The following is an 18,758-nucleotide window of genomic DNA, read 5'->3' on the forward strand; positions in this document are numbered from 1 at the left end:
ATGACGCGTAATCTGCTGTCAATAGTTATCTGTTGTTATTAAGCTTCAACCGCATCCAACCAAGCCTTGGCGATGAGTGAATGACCCGCTGGCGACGGATGAACGCCGTCCTCTGCCCAATAAGCGGGACCTGTCCGTGTGCTATGGGCGGCAAATAGTCCATCAAGCGGAACGTATGGCGTTTTGAACTCCAGCGCTAGCTCGCGAACGGCTTGAATTTTGGGATCGAGATCCTCCCTCCACGTTTTGCGATCCTCAGGTATAGGAACGACAAACGGTTCGATCAATAGGATCAATGCGTCCAAGGATTCCTTCGTGTTCAAAATCAACCGCCGGTAGCCCTCATAATATTGCTCGGCAGAGGTTGGATCATTGCTGTCATATCGACGCCACGTATCATTCACGCCAATATAGATCGACACCCATGTCGGCTTTAGATCGAGGCAATCCTCCTGCCATCTTCGCTCCAAATCAACGACACGATTGCCGCTAATTCCACGGTTAAGAAACTGTACCTGCTTCTCCGGATACTTTCGTCCGAATTCGGCTGCAACCATCAAAGCGTAGCCATGTCCAAGGCTGTTGAAATCACCATAATTTCTTCCGCAATCCGTTATGCTGTCGCCCTGAAAAAGAACGACTGCTTGATCTTCAATCATCGTCATTCCAATGCTCCTCTCAATCGAATAAAGCGTTTCCACGTCAAAATAAATGAATGGGGAATTTTTCACAATTTCAGTATCATTTTAAAGAGTAGCGGTCCGCCTGTCAATTACTGGTTTCATGCTATGAAGCTCGAAATAGCCTATTTTATGCTATGATAATAGAGAAGGTTAAGGCTACCGATTGGAGTGAAGCAGAGTATGAGCACGATGACAAAAATTGAAACTGTTCGGTCCGTATGTCCGTTTGATTGTCCCGACACATGCGGCCTTAGCGTTACTTTGGAAGATGGAAGAATGACTACAATTACCGGCGACATCCAGCACCCTGTCACGCGCGGAGCGATTTGCAACAAGGTACGGCAGCTACCAGACCGCGTCTATCACCCTGAGCGTATTCTCTATCCGATGAAGCGGACGGGTCCCAAGGGCACCCTCTCCTTCGAGCGCATCAGCTGGAATGAGGCCTACGATGAAATAACAAAGCTAATGCAGCAAGTGATTCACGAGCACGGTGCAGACGCTATTTTACCATACAGCTTCTACGGTAATATGGGCATACTTAACGCGGAAGGAATGGATCGCCGCTTCTTTCACCGTCTTGGCGCGAGTCAGCTTGACCGTACGATTTGCAACGCGGCCGGTGCGGAAGGCTATAAGTATACGATGGGCGGTTCGATCGGCATCGATCCGGAGGATACAGTACATACGAAGCTATTTCTCATCTGGGGCTGCAATCTCGTATCGACGAATATGCATCAGGCGATGCTCGCTTCCGAAGCCCGCAAGAACGGTGCCACTATCATTCATATCGATGTGCATCGCAATCGCACCTCGGCCTGGGCAGACCGCTTCATCCACATCCGCCCTGGAACCGATGCCGCGCTGGCGCTCGGCATGATGCATGTTATTATACGAGATGGCCTGACGGACAAAGCTTTTCTGGAGAAAAATACGATCGGCTTCAAGGAGCTTGCCGCACAAGCCGCTGAATATAATCCAGAACAGGTTGAAGAGCTGACAGGTGTACCGGCTGCAGAGATTGAGGAGCTTGCTCGTCTCTATGCCACGACAAATCCTTCTTTTATACGAATCGGAAACGGTCTTCAGCATCATGACAATGGAGGAATGGTCGTTCGCACGATTTCTTGCCTCCCGGCGCTGACCGGTCAATGGGATATTCGCGGCGGAGGGGCTATGAAGGGCAACAGCTGGTATTCGCGTTTGAACAGTGCAAAGGTGGAGCGGCCGGATTTAATGCCTGATCCGGATACGCGCACGATTAGTATGAATCAGCTGGGCGATGCCTTGACCGAATTAACTCCGCCTGTAAAATTGTTATTTGTCTATAACAGCAATCCGGCAGTCGTTGCGCCTGATCAAAACCGTGTTCGCGAAGGACTGCTGCGAAACGACCTGTATACCGTTACTCATGACTTATTTCTAACGGATACATGCAAATACGCGGATATTGTACTGCCAGCAACCTCGCATTTTGAAAATCGCGATCTGTACGCCTCCTATTGGCATCTTTACTTGCAGCTGCATGAGCCGATTATGGAGCCGATGGGAGAATGCAAGTCTAATTTTACACTTTTCAAGGAATTGGGCTTACGTCTTGGATTTGAAAGCGAAGTGTTTGATATTACCGAGGAGCAAATGATTAGCGAAGCGCTTGACAGCAGCTATAATCCCTTATTAGAAGGAATCACGTTCGAGGCGCTCAAACAAAAAACCTGGATGAAGTCCGGCGGCGGAACCCTTCCTCCCCTTCAAGAAAGAATTCCTACGCCATCTGGGAAGATCGAGCTGTACTCGGAAGCCATGCTGCAGGCCGGTTTATCACCAGTTCCCGTTCATTCGCCGCTTCGCGAGCCATCAACCTATCCGTTCTGGCTGACAACGGGTCCGAATCATAGCTTTATCAATTCCACCTTCGCCAATCAGGAGCGATTGCAGAAGCTTGAGAAGGAGCCGCATCTTCAGATGCACAATGACGACGCCGTTGCGCTTGGTCTCACGGATGGCGAACGTGTCCTCGTTCGCAATGACAGAGGGTCGGTGGAAATAACGCTGCGGACCGGTACGGATGTCCTTCCTGGCGTGCTCGTCACCCAAGGACTATGGTGGGATGACAAGAACAGGGGCCATCAAGCGGTCAATGCGCTGACACCTCAGCGGCTCGCTGACATGGGCGGCGGCGCAACCTTTTTCTCCAATCGGGTTGAGGTTGTAAAGTTATAATACGTTAAACAGCCCTGAATCCTAACGATATGGATTCAGGGCTTTCTTTGCTATGTGATTAAACTACCCTATTTGGAGGTGTTATGCCGCTAAGCGCAGCAACCAGATTCTGAGCGGCGAGCATAGCCATATTAAATCTCGTCTGGGACGTAGCTGAGCCGATATGCGGGAGAGTCAGCACGTTCGGCATTTGCAGAAATGGGTGTTGGGGATCGATAGGCTCCTGTTCATAAACATCCAATCCGGCTGCTGCGATCGTTCCCTCTTGCAGGGCTTCGATTAAAGCCTGTTCATCTATAGTCTGTCCACGGGAAATGTTTATGAAAATCGATGAGGGCTTCATAAGTCGGAATTCATGGCGTCCGAGCATTCCCTTTGTCTCAACCGTAAGCGGTGCTAGCAGCACGACAAAATCAGAAGTCGACAGCAGTTCCTTCAGTTCCTCATAACGAACGCCAAGCTGCTGCTCCGCTGCCGGCTTGCGGCTGCGATTGTAATAAACGACATCCATATCAAAACCAAACCTAGCGCGCTTGGCCACGGCTTCTCCGATCCGCCCCATGCCAATAATGCCGAGCTTACCATGATGCACATCTATGCCAAACAGCTTCACGCCATCGCTTTTCTTCCAGTGGCCGTCCTTCACATAGCGATCGAGCTCTGCTACTCTTCTAGCTGTTCCCAACATGAAAGCCAATGTCAGATCGGCAACCGTATCATCCAACACATCCGGCGTATGAGTGCCGATTACCCCTCGGTCCTTCATGGCCTCTAGATCAAAATGATCGTACCCGACGCTTATCGTACTGACGGCTCTAAGCTTGGGGGCTCTAGTAAGCAGATCGGCGTTTACTTTTCTTCCGCTCGTCAATAGCCCATCTGCCGCTGCAAGCTTCTCCAGCAGCAGCTCTCGAGGGATCGATTGCGTACTGTCCCATTTATCGACAAGGCAATGCTCGGTGATATAAGCTTCAACCTCCGCCGGTATTGAACGGTCAATAAAAACGACCGGCTTCATCAATAACCTCTTTCATACTGCTTCGGCGGGGTTGCCTTACCTTTTACTGCTTGGATGGCATGGAGCGCCCAGTAAGGATCGCGAAGCATTCCACGTGCTACTGCAACAAGATCAGCATCCTCATTAGCCAACGTGGCTTCTGCTAATTTTGGGTCATCCAATAAACCAACCGCAATAACGGGAACCTGCAGCGCTTCTTTAAACGCTCTCGCCATTGGCACCTGATAACCAGGATAATTTCCTGGCTTCCGCTGAGGAGCGGGTCCCTCTCCGCCGCTTGTAATATGGAATATATCAACCCCGGCAGCCCGGTACTGCTTGCTTATTTCGATGCTATGCTCCAAATCATAGCCATTCTCCATATATTCAATTGCAGATATTCTCATGATTAAAGGCATTTCCGCAGGCATAACACTCTTCACAGCCCGGATTACCTCCACACCGAACTTCGCATAATTTTGACCATATTCATCCGTCCGATTATTAATAGCCGGCGAGTGAAATTGATGAATTAAATAGCCATGCGCGCCATGAATTTCAATGGTATCGACGCCTGCCTCCAGAGCACGTGCTGCTGCCGCTTTAAATTGCTCCACTAAAACATTGATCTCTTGCACAGAAAGCGGTTTTGGGGTTTTATAGCTTGGGCCGGCAGGGATATCGGATGGGCCGACGGGCTGCTCGGCATCCTCTGCTTTGCGGCCTGCATGGGCAATTTGAATGCCGATTTTCGATCCGTATTGGTGCACCTCGGAAATAATCCGCTTGAAGGCTGGAATTTGCTCATCCGACCATAAGCCAAGATCATTATCAGTAATTCTTCCATCAGGATCGACATCCGTCATTTCCATCATAATAAGACCTGTCCCGCCGACAGCTCTTGATACATAGTGAACAAAATGCCAATTATTCGGTGCGCCATCTTTCGCTTCAACGGAGTATTGGCACATAGGCGCCATAACGATTCTGTTTTTTAAAACGAGGCTTTTAAAGCTGTAAGGTGAGTCCAAATGATGAAAGGTCAACATGATCACTCCTATTTTAAGATGCTGTCGCTGTTATACGTCTATTTTATACATAGAAAGGTAACATTTGAAAGCAAAAAGAAAAAGGAATGTCCGCGAGTTTGAGCCAAAAAGACACTCCTTCCTTATCATGCGCGTTTTCAATCAGCATTATTAATTTCCTGCATGTCATGGCGTATAGCCGGTTTGTTCCACAAGATACTGCCCCTGCTCAGATGGTATCCACTCTAGAAAAGGTTTCTGAAGCATTGTCTGACTGCAGCTGTTCTCAGGACGTTGAAAAGCTCTAATGCTGAATCCTTACCTCCAAGTTCTTTCCAATTCGTTATTTTGCCGGAATAGATTTCTTGGATTTGCTTCTTCGTTACGCTCTTCAATCCTCGCAACCCCTTCCTTCCAGTTTCATCCATCATAAGACAAGCAAGCCGTGTTCGAGTAGTACTAAAAATAGATAGTACTTTTACAAAGTTCAAGTTGTTTGGTTGAAAATATACATCCTGTCATCTATAATATAGTATGCTTTTAATAGTTTATGGGAAAGGGATACTACGATGACTAAAACGAACGATTTTCGTATTTTATTGTATTATAAATTTGTAGCGGTTCCCGATGCCGAACAGTTCGCTGCCGCGCATCTCGAATATTGCAAGGCACTAAATGTAAAGGGCCGCATTCTCATTGCGGATGAGGGCATTAACGGCACGCTCTCGGGGACAGTCGAGCAAACTGAGAAATACATGAGAGATATGCATGCGAATCCTCTCTTCTCGGATCTCGTGTTCAAAATCGACGAAGCTGATCAGCATGCCTTCAAGAAAATATTCGTGCGCTACAAGAAGGAGCTTGTCACGCTCCGTTACGACAAACCGCTTGATCCGAATACGTTTAGCGGTACTCGCCTTTCTCCTAAAGAGTTTCACGAGTATTTGCAAAGAGAAGATGTCATCGTGCTCGATGGAAGAAGCGATTACGAATATGATCTCGGTCATTTCCGCAATGCAATCAGGCCGGATCTGGAGACCTTTAAGGAATTCCCGCAATGGCTTCGCGAGAATATGAGCGAGTTCAAGGATAAGCCAATTATCACTTATTGCACGGGCGGCATTCGTTGCGAGAAGCTTACAGGTGTTATGATGAGCGAAGGCTTTAATGATGTCTATCAGCTTGATGGCGGAATTGTGACCTACGGCAAGGATGAAGAGGTTCAAGGAAGACTGTTCGACGGCAAATGCTACGTATTCGATGAGCGCACCTCTGTTATAATCAACCACACGGATGAGGCTGTAGTCGTGGGCAAATGCCATCATTGCGGAGAGCCTGCTGATACGTATATTAACTGCGCCGATGATTTCTGCCATCGTCAGCACCTCGTATGCAAAGAATGCGAAGAAACAAAAAATGGTTTTTGCTCTGAGGAATGCGAAGATCATGTGCTTAGCGTAAACTAAAGTGCAGATCTGATCTTCATTAAGAAGATCAGATCTGTTTTTATATCACTAATTACACATTGAATTGGATATCCTAATGCTGTCTTAAATGCTAAGGCGATTAAGCGAATGGAGGTCTTATCAGATGGCTCGCAACAAAAACAAATCGATTCCCAGTAAAAACCGGGCATTCGTAGAAAGCTCAAAGCAAGCAGAAAATAACGTAGCTGAGTCAACGGATAGAAATCGCAATCAGAAGGGTCATGTGCCGAACAGCCCTTCAACTGGCTAGATTGCGCGGTATGATATGAGAAAGAGCTGTCTGTTTCTCTCAGACAGCTCTTTCTCATTTTACAGTTAATGGATTGACTCCCATCGATTTCGGTATTGCACGAGCCGCGGATGCAGCTGTTCGGGTTCTGTGAGCAGAAGCAGCCGAACCCTAACGATCCATTCCTCAAAGGAGGAATAGGAAGCGAACCTATTTGACATCTCCCCCGTCATAAGAAGAAAGAGCGGTGCAGGATAGGTATCCGATAAATGACGCAGCGCTGAATCTATCGGCGTGTACTTTTTTCGTTTCGCTTCAAAACGCTCAACGATCACATTCGACGCTCCACGGTCCCGCTTCCATTCATGGAGCTTATCCTCCCGTTTATAAAAGGCGCTGACCGGGTCCTTCGACATACGCTTTACACTTTGCTCATGCAAGGGATACAGCACCAGCTTGGCAAATGAGCGCTCCTTCGCAATGTAGGCCGCTAAATCCAGCTCTTGATCTGTTGTATGCTCGAAGGAATCATAATAAACGATGGTGCCCTTTCGCTCAACCTTCGGCTGCTCATAGCCAAACGGTACTTTCTGAATCATGTCACTCATTTTTATATTCTCCTATGCTGTCTTTAAGCCTTTAGCAAGAAAATAACACATCTTTATATATAATGCCATCTCAAAGCTTTCTATAATCGCTTTTCATTATACTCTTCACTAGTCCTGACCACTTTGAATTAGCTGGACAGTATTTTTTCGCTACCTGTTCAATGGTTTCGAGGCCTTTGCCTACGTAATGCTTGGAGAGAAGCTGTCCGAATCTTCTTACACTGTCAGCTTTCGTCTCAAAACTAAAAGCTCGATTATACTGATCGCCATCTATGGCATTTAATCCGAATAAATTATTTTTATTTTTGGCAATTTTGCTCTTGCCATTGCCGCTCTCCAGCTTCATAACGGCGATTGTAAAATACGCATTAATCCCATACTCATCCTCGATCTCAAGAATGGCCTCCTCCAGCTCATAATCAGCAAGCGCGGTGCCTTCGAAAATTATGGCAATATGGTCTTCGGTTAATCCTGAGTCAGATTCGACAACCGAGGTTGGCTTGCTTGGCTCTAAATTCGTCTCTACTTCCTTCTTTTGCTTCGCCTCTTGTTCCTGTTCTGTTTCAGCCTCACCCGGCGGAGAAAAGACGCTCGGCGCAGTTGAAGACCTCTCGACAGCAACATTCAAAGCAATTGATGCTTCGTTTTCTTCGACAACCAGCTTGGCATAACCTCCATGAATGAACCCGCCCTCCTTCAGCTCCAGCCAGACGTTGTCCATGATCGACGCAACCTCCATCCGCATTCCTTTTTCAACTACCTTTAAAATAGGGGAGCGTGCATTCGGCTTTGTTCGAACATTTAAGTAATATGCGGTCACCTCATAGGTAAGCTTTGGCACGACAACCTGCGCAACCTCTTGCTTTGGTTCTAGCTCTGCTTCTTGAGCCTTTTCTTGAATGGTTTCGAGCTCCGGCGCATTGTCTGGCGCATGCATCAGCCCCTGTTCAACTTCAGGTCCCTTTCCAAGCTCGTTCTCCAACGACTGGATCTGGACCTCCAGCTTATTTTGGTGATCAAGTCTTATCGGCATATGTATTGGCATCGGATGTGAATTATTCAATTTTAGCGGTTCCCTTTCTGCAGTGGTGAGAGGCGCTGGATTTGTCACCTCTTCGGCAAGACCGGGTGGCTCTAATGCAGGGCTGCTATTTAAAGGTTGAATATACATGCCTAAGGTGATGATGACGGACATTACGAGCAAATAAAAAAATGCTTGCTGAATCAACTTTTTTCGCATGACAATACCTCTTCCCATAATGTAATGAAGGATACGCTTTCCGAGTGAAGTAACTGGCGAAGCTGCGCGTCCTTAAGGACAATCCAACGGTCTGTGAAGATTATATGTAGGTATGTCAGTGAAAAGACGAGATTTTGTCCATTTGGCCATAATCTGCACAACAAAAAGCCCTTATTCCCTAGAGAATAAGAGCTTTCTGAAAAAAAAATTTAACAAATCATCACCACAAGCCGCAAACATCGCTTTTATTTTACAGCTCTACAACGATTTTGCCGCGAACATGTCGTTCCGATAAGCGCGTTAAAGCCGCCGGAATTTGATCGAGCCTAATCGTTTCACCGATCATCGGATCAATATCTCCGCTGAGCATTAGCTGTTGAAACTCCTCCGCCATTTTCGCAAGGTCCAGCTCTGCTTGACGATTGCCCGAGCCATGCGCTCCGCCCAGCATGAGCTTGTGAAGGGTAAAGGTTTTTACTGAAGGCTGGAAATCCGCAACAACCTCCGGCGCTCCCGCGATACAGACAAGCTGCCCTCCGAAGGCTAAAGCTGATAAATCAGCCTGTGCAGTAGCCCGGTTAACCGTATTGAGGATCAAATCGACTCCCCTCTCCTCCGTTAACCTCATTATTCCCTCATGAACATTCTCACTGTTATAATCAATAACCTCGTCCGCGCCAAGCGATTTCACATACTCCGCATTGTGCGCGGATGCGCTGGTTATAATTTTCGCTGCGCCAAATTTTTTCGCGATTTGAATGGCAAAGCCGCCTACGCCGCCAGCCCCTCCGTGTATGAATATCGTCTGACCCGCTTGTATATTCATCTTTCTTACGAGCGCTTGATAAGCCGTTAAGCCCGCGCAAGGAAAAGCTGCCGCAGCAGCAAACGAAATACCATGTGGAATCACTGCTGCCGTATGTGCTGTCGTTACCGCGTACTCGGCGAATGCCCCCGGCTTCGTAAAATCACCGTGATAGACAACGGAATCACCAACCTTCCATTGCTCAACGCCTTCGCCTATTCCCTCTATGATTCCTGCTGCATCCACGCCAGGCACATGCGGGTACTTCCATGTTGGAAGACCGCCAGCCAGTAACTTATAATCAACTGGATTTAGGCCGACTGCTCGTATACGAACAAGTATTTCTCCGGGTCCCGGCACTGGCTTAGGCAGCTCGGCGAGCACTAAGCTGTCCGGCTTGCCAGGATGCTCTAGAGCGATTGCTTGCATGTAATAGCCTCCTCTAATGAGTTTTAACTGCTCTATTATACTCTAATGGATGGCATGCAAAAAAACAAACCAAATCATAGCTTTCCGTTATTGCAAACTAATAGTCAATAACTGTCGATACGGAGCAAATGCTTAAGATGCTGTTTACTTATTCATTTGCTTGTTCATAAGTTGCTCCTCTTCTTTTTCTTCTTGTATTCGTCTTTTTAATATTCTCAGCAACTCTGAAGGTAACAATCCTACTTATTAATTCATAAGGCAGTGGCTGTTCAATTGGGAATTGGACAGACCCTTTTGCTCCTTTATATTCCGATAGTTCTTGCTTAAATGCTTCGATTGCACTTGGAGCCGGGTAAAAACCTATATGATTTTTGTAAGCCGCAAAATGCACCAAATTTCCATTCTGCGCATACGTCGGCATTTGATAGCTGATCTTTTCCTCTGCGTTCGGTGCTGACTCTTTAATAACTTGTCTTAATTTTGTAAGAATCTCCTGAGTCTCGTTAGGAAACTGTAATATATAATCCTCAATTGAGTAGATCTTGTTATCTCCCATGATCTCTCCTTTGACTTCTATATTTAGAAAAAACTTTGTGATTATACATTATAACCCATTAATTTCTTTTTTACTGCATTTAAATACGGAGTCACCTCCCGAGTATACCCGAAACAACAAAGGGACCTCGTCATGCCATCTTTCCCTCCTATTTTTTAAAAAAAGAACCTTCAATCTATAGATAGATCAAAGATTCTCTGTTTTATTTTTACTCCATGCTTTTTCAATCTCTTCATCATAGAAACGACTGTCTATTGATGAAAAATGCTTCTTATTCTTTCTCATTAAATACCTTTGTTTCTACATCTAAAACATTAACTATAAACTAATTCTTTTTCGATTAGACCAAGCGTCTCTGCTGTTGAAGTATGAATTTCGTGCAGAAGCTTTGGATTTTCCATGAGTGACAAGCCATAAGAAGGAATCATTTCTTTAATTTTTGGTTCCCACTCTTTCATATGTTGCGGGAAGCATTTTTTAAATACCTCAAACATAACGTGAACAGCAGTAGAAGCACCTGGAGAAGCACCTAGTAATGCAGCAATCGAGCCATCAGCGGCACTAATAACTTCCGTACCAAATTGAAGTGTACCTTTGCCGCCAGCTTCAGTATCTTTGATAACTTGCACACGTTGGCCCGCTACTACTAGATCCCAATCCTCGCTTTTTGCGTTCGGGATAAACTCTCGTAACTCTTCCATGCGCTTTTCTTTCGATAACATAACTTGCTCGATCAGGTATTTTGTCAATGACATGTTTTTTGCGCCTGCCGACAACATCGTTACGAGATTATCCGGTTTTACGGAAGTGACCAAATCAAACATTGAACCGGTTTTTAAAAACTTTGGTGAAAAGCCGGCAAACGGTCCAAATAGCAACGATTTTTTATTATCAATAAATCTTGTGTCAAGATGCGGAACAGACATTGGAGGAGCTCCAACCTTAGCTTTGCCATATACTTTTGCATGATGCTGCGCTACAACATCCGGATTTTTACACACCATAAATATTCCGCTTACCGGGAATCCTCCAATATGTTTTCCTTCAGGAATACCGGATTTTTGCAGTAAATGAAGGCTTCCTCCCCCACCACCGATAAAAACGAATTTTGCAGTGTGGCGTTCGACGTTGCCGCTGTCGGTTCGCACTTTCAATTCCCACGAGCCATCGCTAGTACGTTTCATATTATCAACACTATGTTTGTATTTGATATCGACGTTTTTTCTCTTTAAGTGGTCAAACAAAATGCGCGTCAAAGCACCAAAGTTGACATCAGTTCCAGAGTCGATTTTTGTTGCCGCTATAGGTTCTTTCGATGGACGATCTTGTATAATAAGCGGAATCCATTCCATTAGTTTTCCAGGGTCATCGGAATATTCCATCCCTTGAAATAGAGGATTATTTGACATCGCTTCAAAACGTTTCTTTAAAAACGTTACATTTTGTTCCCCTTGTACCATACTCATATGAGGCAATGGCATGATAAAGTCCTGCGGATTACTTATCAGCTTGCTGTTTACAAGATAAGACCAAAACTGCATTGAAAGCTGAAACTGTTCATTAATTCCGATAGCTTTGCTAATATCTATAGATCCGTCTGGTTTTTCGACAGTGTAGTTAAGCTCGCACAGTGCCGCATGCCCTGTTCCTGCATTATTCCATTCGTTAGAGCTTTCCTCTCCTGCATTTTCGAGCTTCTCAAACACTTTAATTTCCCATTCCGGTACTAATTCTTTCAGAAGGGTCCCTAAAGTCGCACTCATGATTCCGGCACCAATTAAGATGACGTCAGTTTTAGTTTCTCTGTTACTCATTTTTACCATCCTTATATCCTAAAATTTGCAGAAAGGATGTAGGCGCTCCTGCTTAGTCGTCACACCAAGCTAAGGCGCGAACTAGTCACACATCTTTTCTGTTTTACTTATAATTATATCATAGTGGATTACAATTAATTATAGATTAAAATATCTACTATTATCTTATAATTATATGCTATTTAATAGCTGGTGAAAAGTGCGAAGTCCATCCACAAGGTCCTAGGAACAAACAGTACCCAAGGCCTTAACCCAGCTTCTTCCAAGGATTAAAAAACGAAATACTCTGCTCAATGAGTCTCCACCTTTTTACATTGGAATACACTCACCATTATATCGAACAAATGTTCCCGTTACAAAATGTTGAATTGCTATACTAATTTTCCTAATTATGTATAATATGAGGGAAATAATAGAGACCTTTTCCCTGGGCTAATGGCAGCGCTTGTCCGCACCTCTTCATGACTTTCACCGTAGAGATGACGCCCCTGCTGGGCATACATAGCAAAGCGCATGCCAATGTCGACATGCGCTTCTAAAGCTGCGAAAGCTTTTTATTCTTCTTTAGCTGTTTCCACATATTTTTTGAAATTATCTAAAATCGCCTGCCATCCGGCCTGCTGCATCTCGATGGCGTTGGTCTCTTCCGCTTCAAACGATTCGATAATTTGCGTGTCGTTATCTTGACGAATAAAAGCGATCTTCACTTTTCTACCATCGGTGATCGTATAGGAGATGCTCTCGTTAATGCTCACCTCGTCGTATACGCCGCCGAAATCAAATCCAAAGCTGCCGTCTTTGGCTTCCATTCTCGAGATGAATTTACCCCCGACCTTCAGATCATTTTCGGCGTATGGCGTGTGCCAGTCTTCGGAAGCCTTACTCCATTGCATGATATGCTTCGGATCCGTCCAATATTTCCACACGCTTTCGACGGGAGAGTGAACGATCGTTTCTACTGTTATCGTTACCGGATTACCTGTTCCCACTACATGACCTCCTTATATGAATATATTATTCTCAAATAATACCATGATCATTCACTGGAAGTCGATATGTCTGAAGTGCCATGACTCTAAAGGTTTCTTCGCAATTTATACTGGTATGTTGTTAGCCGCCAATCTTGTGGTTTTTAAAAAGCATTTTTCAACTGAACCACCTAAATCGTAAGAGATATACCTTGATTAGAAAAGGCATTAACGGGGCTATCGGCGAAATTCGCGTAGCAACAGTCCGGTATATAAAAAAGAACTGTCTCTCCAGTAGAAATCTACTTTTGAGACAGCTCTCCTGCTTTATTATAGGAATGTCGCGCTACTCATGAAAATCGAGTCCCGAACGAACTTCTTGCACGTACCCGGCGCGAATGACGAAATCACCGAAATGTTCGCCTTCCTCGCGTTCCTTCGCATACCGGTTCAAGATTGGCCGCAGCTCCTCGAGAATTTGCGTTTCACCGATATTTTCACGATACATCTTATTCAATCGATTACCTGAGAAACCGCCACCCAAATACATATTGTATTTACCGGGAGCCTTGCCGATAAAGGCTATCTCCGCCAGCGCAGGCCGGGCGCATCCGTTCGGACAGCCGGTCATGCGAATGACTATCTCTTCTTGGCGCAATCCCACCTCATCCAAGATCAATTCGAACTTATCCATCAGCGATGGCATATAGCGCTCCGCTTCGGCCATCGCCATGCCGCAAGTCGGCAAAGCAACGCAGGCCATCGAGTTCCGGCGCAGGGCAGAATATTGAATCCCGTCGGTCAGCCCGTATGCCTTTATAATCTCCTCGATTTTATTCTTCTTTTGGCTGGTAACATTGCCTATGATGAGGTTCTGATTCGGTGTCAGGCGGAAGTCACCCTTGTGGATCTTGGCGATTTCCCGTAAACCGGTCATTAGCAGGTAACTATCGTCGTCCATCACCCGTCCGTTCTGAATAAATAAGGTGAAATGCCATTTGCCATTGCTTCCCTTCACCCAACCATAACGGTCCCCATTGTGGTCGAAATGATACGGGCGTGCCTCTTCCAGCTGCCACCCTAAACGCTGGTGAAGCTCGTTAATGAACCATTCCAATCCACGATCGTCAATCGTATACTTGAAGCGGGCATGCTTTCGCACCGAACGGTCTCCGTAATCCCTTTGGATCATGACCGTTTTCTCCGCTACGTCAATGAGCTGCTCTGGCCTAATAAAACCGATCACCCGCGCCAGCTGCGGATACGTCTTCAGATCGCCGTGCGTCATACCCATGCCCCCGCCGACTGCAACGTTGAAGCCCAACAACCGACCTTCCTCATGAATCGCGATCAAGCCGAGATCCTGAGAGAAGACATCTACATCGTTAGAAGGCGGTACAGCGATGCCGATCTTAAACTTACGCGGCAAATAAACAGCGCCGTAAATCGGTTCTATCTCTTCTGCATCCCGACTGTCGACAACCTTCTCTTCATTGAGCCAAATTTCATGATAGGCTCTGGTTCGCGGATCAAGATGACTGCTAACGTTCTTCGCCAATTCATAAACCTGCTCGTGTATGTCGGACTGGTAGGGGTTCGGGTTGCACATAACGTTGCGGTTTACATCCCCGCATGCCGCAAGCGTACTTAACAGCGCCTCGTTCACTTCTTTGATGGCTTTCTTCATGTTCCACTTGATCACGCCATGCAGCTGGAACGACTGCCTTGTAGTCAGACGAATCGTTCCGTTCGCATATTGCTGTGCGATCCGATCCATCATCAGCCATTGCTCCGGCGTAACAACCCCGCCGGCAGCCCTAACGCGAAGCATGAACTGATAGGCCGGCTCCAGCTTCTGTTTGCTCCGCTCGTTGCGAAGATCCCGGTCATCCTGCATGTAGCTTCCGTGATGTTTCATCAACCTGTTATCATCCTCGGGAATGGATCCCGTAATTCTGTCATCAAGTGTCTCTGCAAGAGATCCTCGCAGGTAATCGCTTCGCCGCTTAATGTCTTCTACATCGCTGTGAGGCGCACTGTTTGGCGATAGCAAGTTGTTTCCGTTCATTTCACTGTCTCCTCCCGCTGACTTTGAGCCTGGACTCAGTATATATCTCTCTGATAACGTTTTTCCTGCAGCATTCGTGCCAAATACTCCGCAGCTTCCTCGGGGCTAAGTCCGCCCTCCTGCTCCAGAATCGTTACGAGAGCCGCATGAACGTCATGAGCCATGTGCTTCTCGTCTCCGCACACGTAAATGTGGGCACCTTCTTGAAGCCATTGATACAATTCCTTGCTGTGCTCAAGTATCCGGTGCTGCACATAGACCTTCTCATCCGTATCGCGGGAGAATGCAACATCCATACGCGTCAGTACACCATCCTTCAGCCAACGCTGCCATTCGACTTGATAGAGGAAATCCGTGGAGAAATGACGATCGCCAAAGAACAACCACGTCTTTCCTTGAGCTCCAGATTCCTCCCACTCTCCTAGGAAAGCCCGGAACGGAGCAACACCTGTGCCGGGTCCGATCATGATAATCGGCGTATCCGTGTTTTGCGGGAGCTTAAAGTTCTCGTTCTGTTGAATAAATACCGGCAGCGTATCGCCAGGTTCTGCATGCTCTGCGATATAGGTCGAGCATACGCCGTACCGATTTCGTCCAAGAGCTTCGTACTCCACCTTCCGTATCGTCAGATGCACCTCATCCGGGTACGCCTTCGGACTACTCGAGATCGAATAAAGTCTTGGCGGTAGCTTCCGTAGAATCGATACGAATGCTTTGGCCGGCACGCCTTGAAGGTTGTAGTCCTGCACCAAATCCAACAGATCCCGATTTTGGATATACGCTCTGAGCTCCTGCTCCCGTCCTGACGCGAGCAGTTCCGGCAGCCCGCTGCTCGGGACAAGCTTCGCAGCCTGCTCGATGAGCGGCTTCGTCAGGACCGTAATTTCATAATGGTTACTCAAAGCCTCAACCAACGGGCGCTCTTCCCCGTTTTTATTGACTGTAACAAGCTCCGCCTGATTCCAACCCATCGCTTGGATAAGCTCATCGACAAGTCTTGGATGATTATTAGGATAAATACCCAAGCTGTCACCGGGTTCATAATGAAGCTGGGATCCCTCAAGCGAGAGTTCAAGGTGATGAGTTGCCCGGTCAGATCCGCGTCCATTCAGATTCACATTTTCAAGAATGACGGCCTGAAATGGATTCGTCCTCGAATATTCCGATTCCGTCCCGCTCTGGACTGCTGCACCGCCGACGCTTACCGAGGCCGGAGCTGCCGAAGCCTCATTTAGAGAGCCTAGGACATTATTCATCCATTCCATAGCAGAATCATCAAAATCCACATCGCAGTCGACGCGTGAGGTAAGCCTCTTACCCCCAAGCTCCTCAAGACGCTTGTCAAAATCCTTTCCTGTTTGGCAGAAATATTCATATGAAGTGTCACCTAAAGCTAGTACAGAAAACCTCAAGTCCTCTAATTGAGGTGCTCTCTTACTATTCAGGAATTCATGGAAAGCTAGCGCGGTGTCCGGCGGTTCACCTTCCCCATGCGTGCTCACTAAGATGAGCAAGTTTTGAACCTTTTTTAACGTATTTGGCTTAAAGTCACTCATTGATGAAAGGGTCACCTGGAAACCCTTCTCCTGAAGCTTTTTAGTCATCGTCTTGGCCAATTTTTGGCTGTTTCCGGTCTGGGACCCAAACAGCACCGTTACCTCTTTGGATATGACTGGTTCATTTATTGCCATAACAGTTGTTGAAGTAGTTGAAGCTTCCGCACTGTGTAGAGCTGTTAAATAACCGCTCAGCCAAACCTTCTGCATCTCGGTAAGCGTGGGCAGTAAGCGATTAAGAAGCTCTGCCTGATCTTGATTAAAAGGACTATTCGTCATTTGTAGACTCAAAAATTCACACCTCGCTGTCATCAAATTTATCCCCAATTATTATTCTTCAACTAATTACTTAGGCTATCACAGTAAGAGAACCCGAGCAATAAAAATGATTTTATAAGTTTAATTAGTTTTCCTTACAAATAGTAATAATTCATATTTTTTTGTGTATGATCATTAAGTTCATGAAGACAAAGGACTTAGTGGTCAATTACATATTTCGCCCTACTTGTGATGCGGTTCAGATGATTTTGGAAATTCCATTCAAAATCAGGGTGACTTTTTGTGATTCTTATTTTCACATCATAATTCCTACATGCCCACGTATATGACGTCATTTATGCTAAGTGTTTAACGTTCATCTCATCCTGTTTATTTTTAAAGTAAGGATGGTGATGATATATGAAACGAACGCAGCATGTGATGCAATTTTTCAAGTGCCTTTATTGCCGCTTTCGCGATGATGACGTACCTGCGCTTGGGGCACAGGTTACCTATTATTTAATTCTTTCGTTCTTTCCCTTTCTCATTTTCATGGTAAGCTTGTTCAGCTATGTCCAACTATCTGGTGACGGCGTGATCGCGGAGTTTATTCGTCTTTTGCCGGCTGAAACTGGTGATACAATAAACGGCATAATGCTTGAGGTCGTCGATAACAGCAGCGGTGCGCTGCTTTCGATCGGGATGGTTGCGACATTATGGTCAGCCTCAAATGGTATTAATGCCATTATTAAAGGGATTAATAAGGCTTATGACGTGGAGGAAAATCGGCCGTTTTGGAAGGTTCGGAGCATCTCGTTTGCGGCGACGCTGGTGCTCGCGGTTGTCATTATGCTGGTTATGCTGCTGCTCATTTTCGGCAAGGTGATCGGGGGATATATTTTTAAATGGATGAACTACCCCGCTGGATTTGAATCGATCTGGAGCTTTCTGAAATATGCGATTCCTATCGTTGCCATGATCGGCGTATTCTCACTGCTCTTTTGGATCGTACCTAACCGCAAGCTTCGCTTTAAGGAAGTTGTCCCGGGCGCGCTGTTCACAACCTTCGGATGGATCGTGACCTCGCTAATGTTCCAATTCTATATCAACAACTTTGGCAATTATTCCAAAACCTATGGAAGCATCGGGAGCATTATTGTTTTGTTGATCTGGCTTTATATTAGCTCTAACATTATCATAGTAGGGGGTGAAATCAATGCCACGCTTGCTGCCGGTAAAATGAAAACCCCTCGGGATAACAGCTTGCGATACAGCTTCCGTCATCCCATGTAAAGCGGACACGGACTTAAAACAAATCATCAGAGATAAAAACAACCGCTCCCTCTGCAGTAACGTTTCCCTTTCGAGCCTATGTCGGCGTCCCTCTTCTAGTGTCTTCGCTGTATATAAATACATAAAGGGGATGCTCATTTGCATCCCCTTTTTAAACATGTATTTACACATAAAATTACATTGGATTGTTCGTGAGTTTATTTTTCAAGATATCCTGTAGATGGGTTCGTTATGAAAAAACCTTCTTGGGGCACATAAAAATATTGAATCCAAACGCCATCCAAAAGTTTTTCCCGTTGATCCAGTAAAATCTCAATGTCTTTATCTGTCTTTACGATTTCATCATGCTCAGTAGGCGTATCAAGAATCACATCATAGTGACCGTGATCTCCATGATTCTGTGTAATAATGACACGAATCATCTTCCCTTCAGCTTCTTCACTACTCAACATATTTTGTAACACCTTTGCAGCATTTCGATTGATTTTACATTTCATGGTTTATGCCCTCTATTCT

General features: G+C 45.9%; 16 protein-coding genes. 4 read left to right on the forward strand and 12 right to left on the reverse strand.

Annotation, left to right across the window (positions count from 1 at the left end; genetic code table 11):
* Positions 1-38: 38 nt before the first annotated feature.
* Entirely contained in the window at positions 39-665 is a 627-nt protein-coding gene (locus ACO9K6_RS00775; RefSeq protein ID WP_424765622.1) for an SGNH/GDSL hydrolase family protein, read from the reverse strand.
* 198 nt (positions 666-863) lie between these two features.
* On the opposite strand from ACO9K6_RS00775, the gene ACO9K6_RS00780 reads away from it, so the two are divergent.
* On the forward strand, positions 864-2,906 hold the full coding sequence (locus ACO9K6_RS00780; RefSeq protein WP_424765623.1) for a molybdopterin-containing oxidoreductase family protein: 2,043 nt from the start codon (positions 864-866) through the stop codon (positions 2,904-2,906).
* Positions 2,907-2,964: 58 nt separating this feature from the next.
* On the opposite strand, the gene ACO9K6_RS00785 is transcribed toward ACO9K6_RS00780, so the two are convergent.
* On the reverse strand, positions 2,965-3,924 hold the full coding sequence (locus ACO9K6_RS00785; RefSeq protein ID WP_424765624.1) for a 2-hydroxyacid dehydrogenase: 960 nt from the start codon (positions 3,922-3,924) through the stop codon (positions 2,965-2,967).
* Positions 3,924-4,952: an NADH:flavin oxidoreductase/NADH oxidase gene (locus ACO9K6_RS00790; RefSeq protein ID WP_424765625.1), complete on the reverse strand. Its 1,029-nt coding sequence runs from the start codon at positions 4,950-4,952 to the stop codon at positions 3,924-3,926. The genes ACO9K6_RS00785 and ACO9K6_RS00790 overlap by 1 nt, the downstream gene beginning before the upstream one ends.
* A 548-nt stretch (positions 4,953-5,500) precedes the next feature.
* Between ACO9K6_RS00790 and trhO the strand changes: the two genes are divergently transcribed.
* Entirely contained in the window at positions 5,501-6,397 is an 897-nt protein-coding gene (gene trhO / locus ACO9K6_RS00795) for an oxygen-dependent tRNA uridine(34) hydroxylase TrhO (protein ID WP_424765626.1), read from the forward strand.
* Between the two features lie 124 nt (positions 6,398-6,521).
* Entirely contained in the window at positions 6,522-6,668 is a 147-nt protein-coding gene (locus tag ACO9K6_RS00800; RefSeq protein ID WP_424765627.1) for a hypothetical protein, read from the forward strand.
* Between the two features lie 65 nt (positions 6,669-6,733).
* On the opposite strand, the gene ACO9K6_RS00805 is transcribed toward ACO9K6_RS00800, so the two are convergent.
* The 8 genes from ACO9K6_RS00805 to ACO9K6_RS00840 all read right to left on the reverse strand — a co-directional run bounded on the left by ACO9K6_RS00805 (position 6,734) and on the right by ACO9K6_RS00840 (position 16,982).
* Positions 6,734-7,255 carry a hypothetical protein gene (locus ACO9K6_RS00805; RefSeq protein WP_424765628.1) on the reverse strand — a complete coding sequence of 174 codons (522 nt, stop codon included), beginning with the start codon at positions 7,253-7,255 and terminating at the stop codon, positions 6,734-6,736.
* A 70-nt stretch (positions 7,256-7,325) separates the two neighbouring features.
* The gene (locus ACO9K6_RS00810) at positions 7,326-8,495 is read right to left on the reverse strand and encodes a glucosaminidase domain-containing protein (protein WP_424765629.1); all 1,170 of its coding nucleotides are present in this window, start codon (positions 8,493-8,495) and stop codon (positions 7,326-7,328) included.
* Between the two features lie 250 nt (positions 8,496-8,745).
* The gene (locus ACO9K6_RS00815; RefSeq protein WP_424765630.1) at positions 8,746-9,729 is read right to left on the reverse strand and encodes a zinc-binding dehydrogenase; all 984 of its coding nucleotides are present in this window, start codon (positions 9,727-9,729) and stop codon (positions 8,746-8,748) included.
* A 148-nt stretch (positions 9,730-9,877) separates the two neighbouring features.
* Positions 9,878-10,285: an iron chaperone gene (locus tag ACO9K6_RS00820; RefSeq protein ID WP_424765631.1), complete on the reverse strand. Its 408-nt coding sequence runs from the start codon at positions 10,283-10,285 to the stop codon at positions 9,878-9,880.
* Between the two features lie 314 nt (positions 10,286-10,599).
* Entirely contained in the window at positions 10,600-12,099 is a 1,500-nt protein-coding gene (locus ACO9K6_RS00825) for a malate:quinone oxidoreductase (protein ID WP_424765632.1), read from the reverse strand.
* 554 nt (positions 12,100-12,653) lie between these two features.
* The gene (locus tag ACO9K6_RS00830; RefSeq protein WP_424765633.1) at positions 12,654-13,088 is read right to left on the reverse strand and encodes an SRPBCC family protein; all 435 of its coding nucleotides are present in this window, start codon (positions 13,086-13,088) and stop codon (positions 12,654-12,656) included.
* Between the two features lie 325 nt (positions 13,089-13,413).
* Complete coding sequence (gene cysI, locus ACO9K6_RS00835; RefSeq protein WP_424765634.1) at positions 13,414-15,135, reverse strand: assimilatory sulfite reductase (NADPH) hemoprotein subunit; 1,722 nt, start codon at positions 15,133-15,135, stop codon at positions 13,414-13,416.
* A 35-nt stretch (positions 15,136-15,170) separates the two neighbouring features.
* Positions 15,171-16,982, reverse strand: a complete 1,812-nt coding sequence (locus ACO9K6_RS00840; protein WP_424765635.1) for an assimilatory sulfite reductase (NADPH) flavoprotein subunit — start codon at positions 16,980-16,982, stop codon at positions 15,171-15,173.
* Positions 16,983-17,369: 387 nt separating this feature from the next.
* Between ACO9K6_RS00840 and ACO9K6_RS00845 the strand changes: the two genes are divergently transcribed.
* On the forward strand, positions 17,370-18,242 hold the full coding sequence (locus tag ACO9K6_RS00845) for a YihY/virulence factor BrkB family protein (protein WP_424765636.1): 873 nt from the start codon (positions 17,370-17,372) through the stop codon (positions 18,240-18,242).
* A gap of 197 nt (positions 18,243-18,439) precedes the next feature.
* Here ACO9K6_RS00845 and ACO9K6_RS00850 read toward each other — a convergent pair whose 3' ends face one another.
* On the reverse strand, positions 18,440-18,739 hold the full coding sequence (locus ACO9K6_RS00850; protein ID WP_424765637.1) for an iron-sulfur cluster assembly accessory protein: 300 nt from the start codon (positions 18,737-18,739) through the stop codon (positions 18,440-18,442).
* Positions 18,740-18,758: the final 19 nt, after the last annotated feature.

This window comes from Paenibacillus praedii (assembly GCF_049725345.1).
Lineage (GTDB): Bacteria > Bacillota > Bacilli > Paenibacillales > Paenibacillaceae > Pristimantibacillus.

Coding starts and splice junctions, on each gene's coding strand:
- ACO9K6_RS00810 (WP_424765629.1), bottom strand. CDS start 8,495: ATGCGAAAAAAGTTGATTCAGCAAGCATTTTTTTATTTGCTCGTAATG.
- ACO9K6_RS00805 (WP_424765628.1), bottom strand. CDS start 7,255: ATGAGTGACATGATTCAGAAAGTACCGTTTGGCTATGAGCAGCCGAAG.
- ACO9K6_RS00825 (WP_424765632.1), bottom strand. CDS start 12,099: ATGAGTAACAGAGAAACTAAAACTGACGTCATCTTAATTGGTGCCGGA.
- trhO (WP_424765626.1), top strand. CDS start 5,501: ATGACTAAAACGAACGATTTTCGTATTTTATTGTATTATAAATTTGTA.
- ACO9K6_RS00820 (WP_424765631.1), bottom strand. CDS start 10,285: ATGGGAGATAACAAGATCTACTCAATTGAGGATTATATATTACAGTTT.
- ACO9K6_RS00775 (WP_424765622.1), bottom strand. CDS start 665: ATGACGATGATTGAAGATCAAGCAGTCGTTCTTTTTCAGGGCGACAGC.
- ACO9K6_RS00785 (WP_424765624.1), bottom strand. CDS start 3,924: ATGAAGCCGGTCGTTTTTATTGACCGTTCAATACCGGCGGAGGTTGAA.
- cysI (WP_424765634.1), bottom strand. CDS start 15,135: ATGAACGGAAACAACTTGCTATCGCCAAACAGTGCGCCTCACAGCGAT.
- ACO9K6_RS00845 (WP_424765636.1), top strand. CDS start 17,370: ATGAAACGAACGCAGCATGTGATGCAATTTTTCAAGTGCCTTTATTGC.
- ACO9K6_RS00815 (WP_424765630.1), bottom strand. CDS start 9,729: ATGCAAGCAATCGCTCTAGAGCATCCTGGCAAGCCGGACAGCTTAGTG.
- ACO9K6_RS00800 (WP_424765627.1), top strand. CDS start 6,522: ATGGCTCGCAACAAAAACAAATCGATTCCCAGTAAAAACCGGGCATTC.
- ACO9K6_RS00790 (WP_424765625.1), bottom strand. CDS start 4,952: ATGTTGACCTTTCATCATTTGGACTCACCTTACAGCTTTAAAAGCCTC.
- ACO9K6_RS00850 (WP_424765637.1), bottom strand. CDS start 18,739: ATGAAATGTAAAATCAATCGAAATGCTGCAAAGGTGTTACAAAATATG.
- ACO9K6_RS00780 (WP_424765623.1), top strand. CDS start 864: ATGAGCACGATGACAAAAATTGAAACTGTTCGGTCCGTATGTCCGTTT.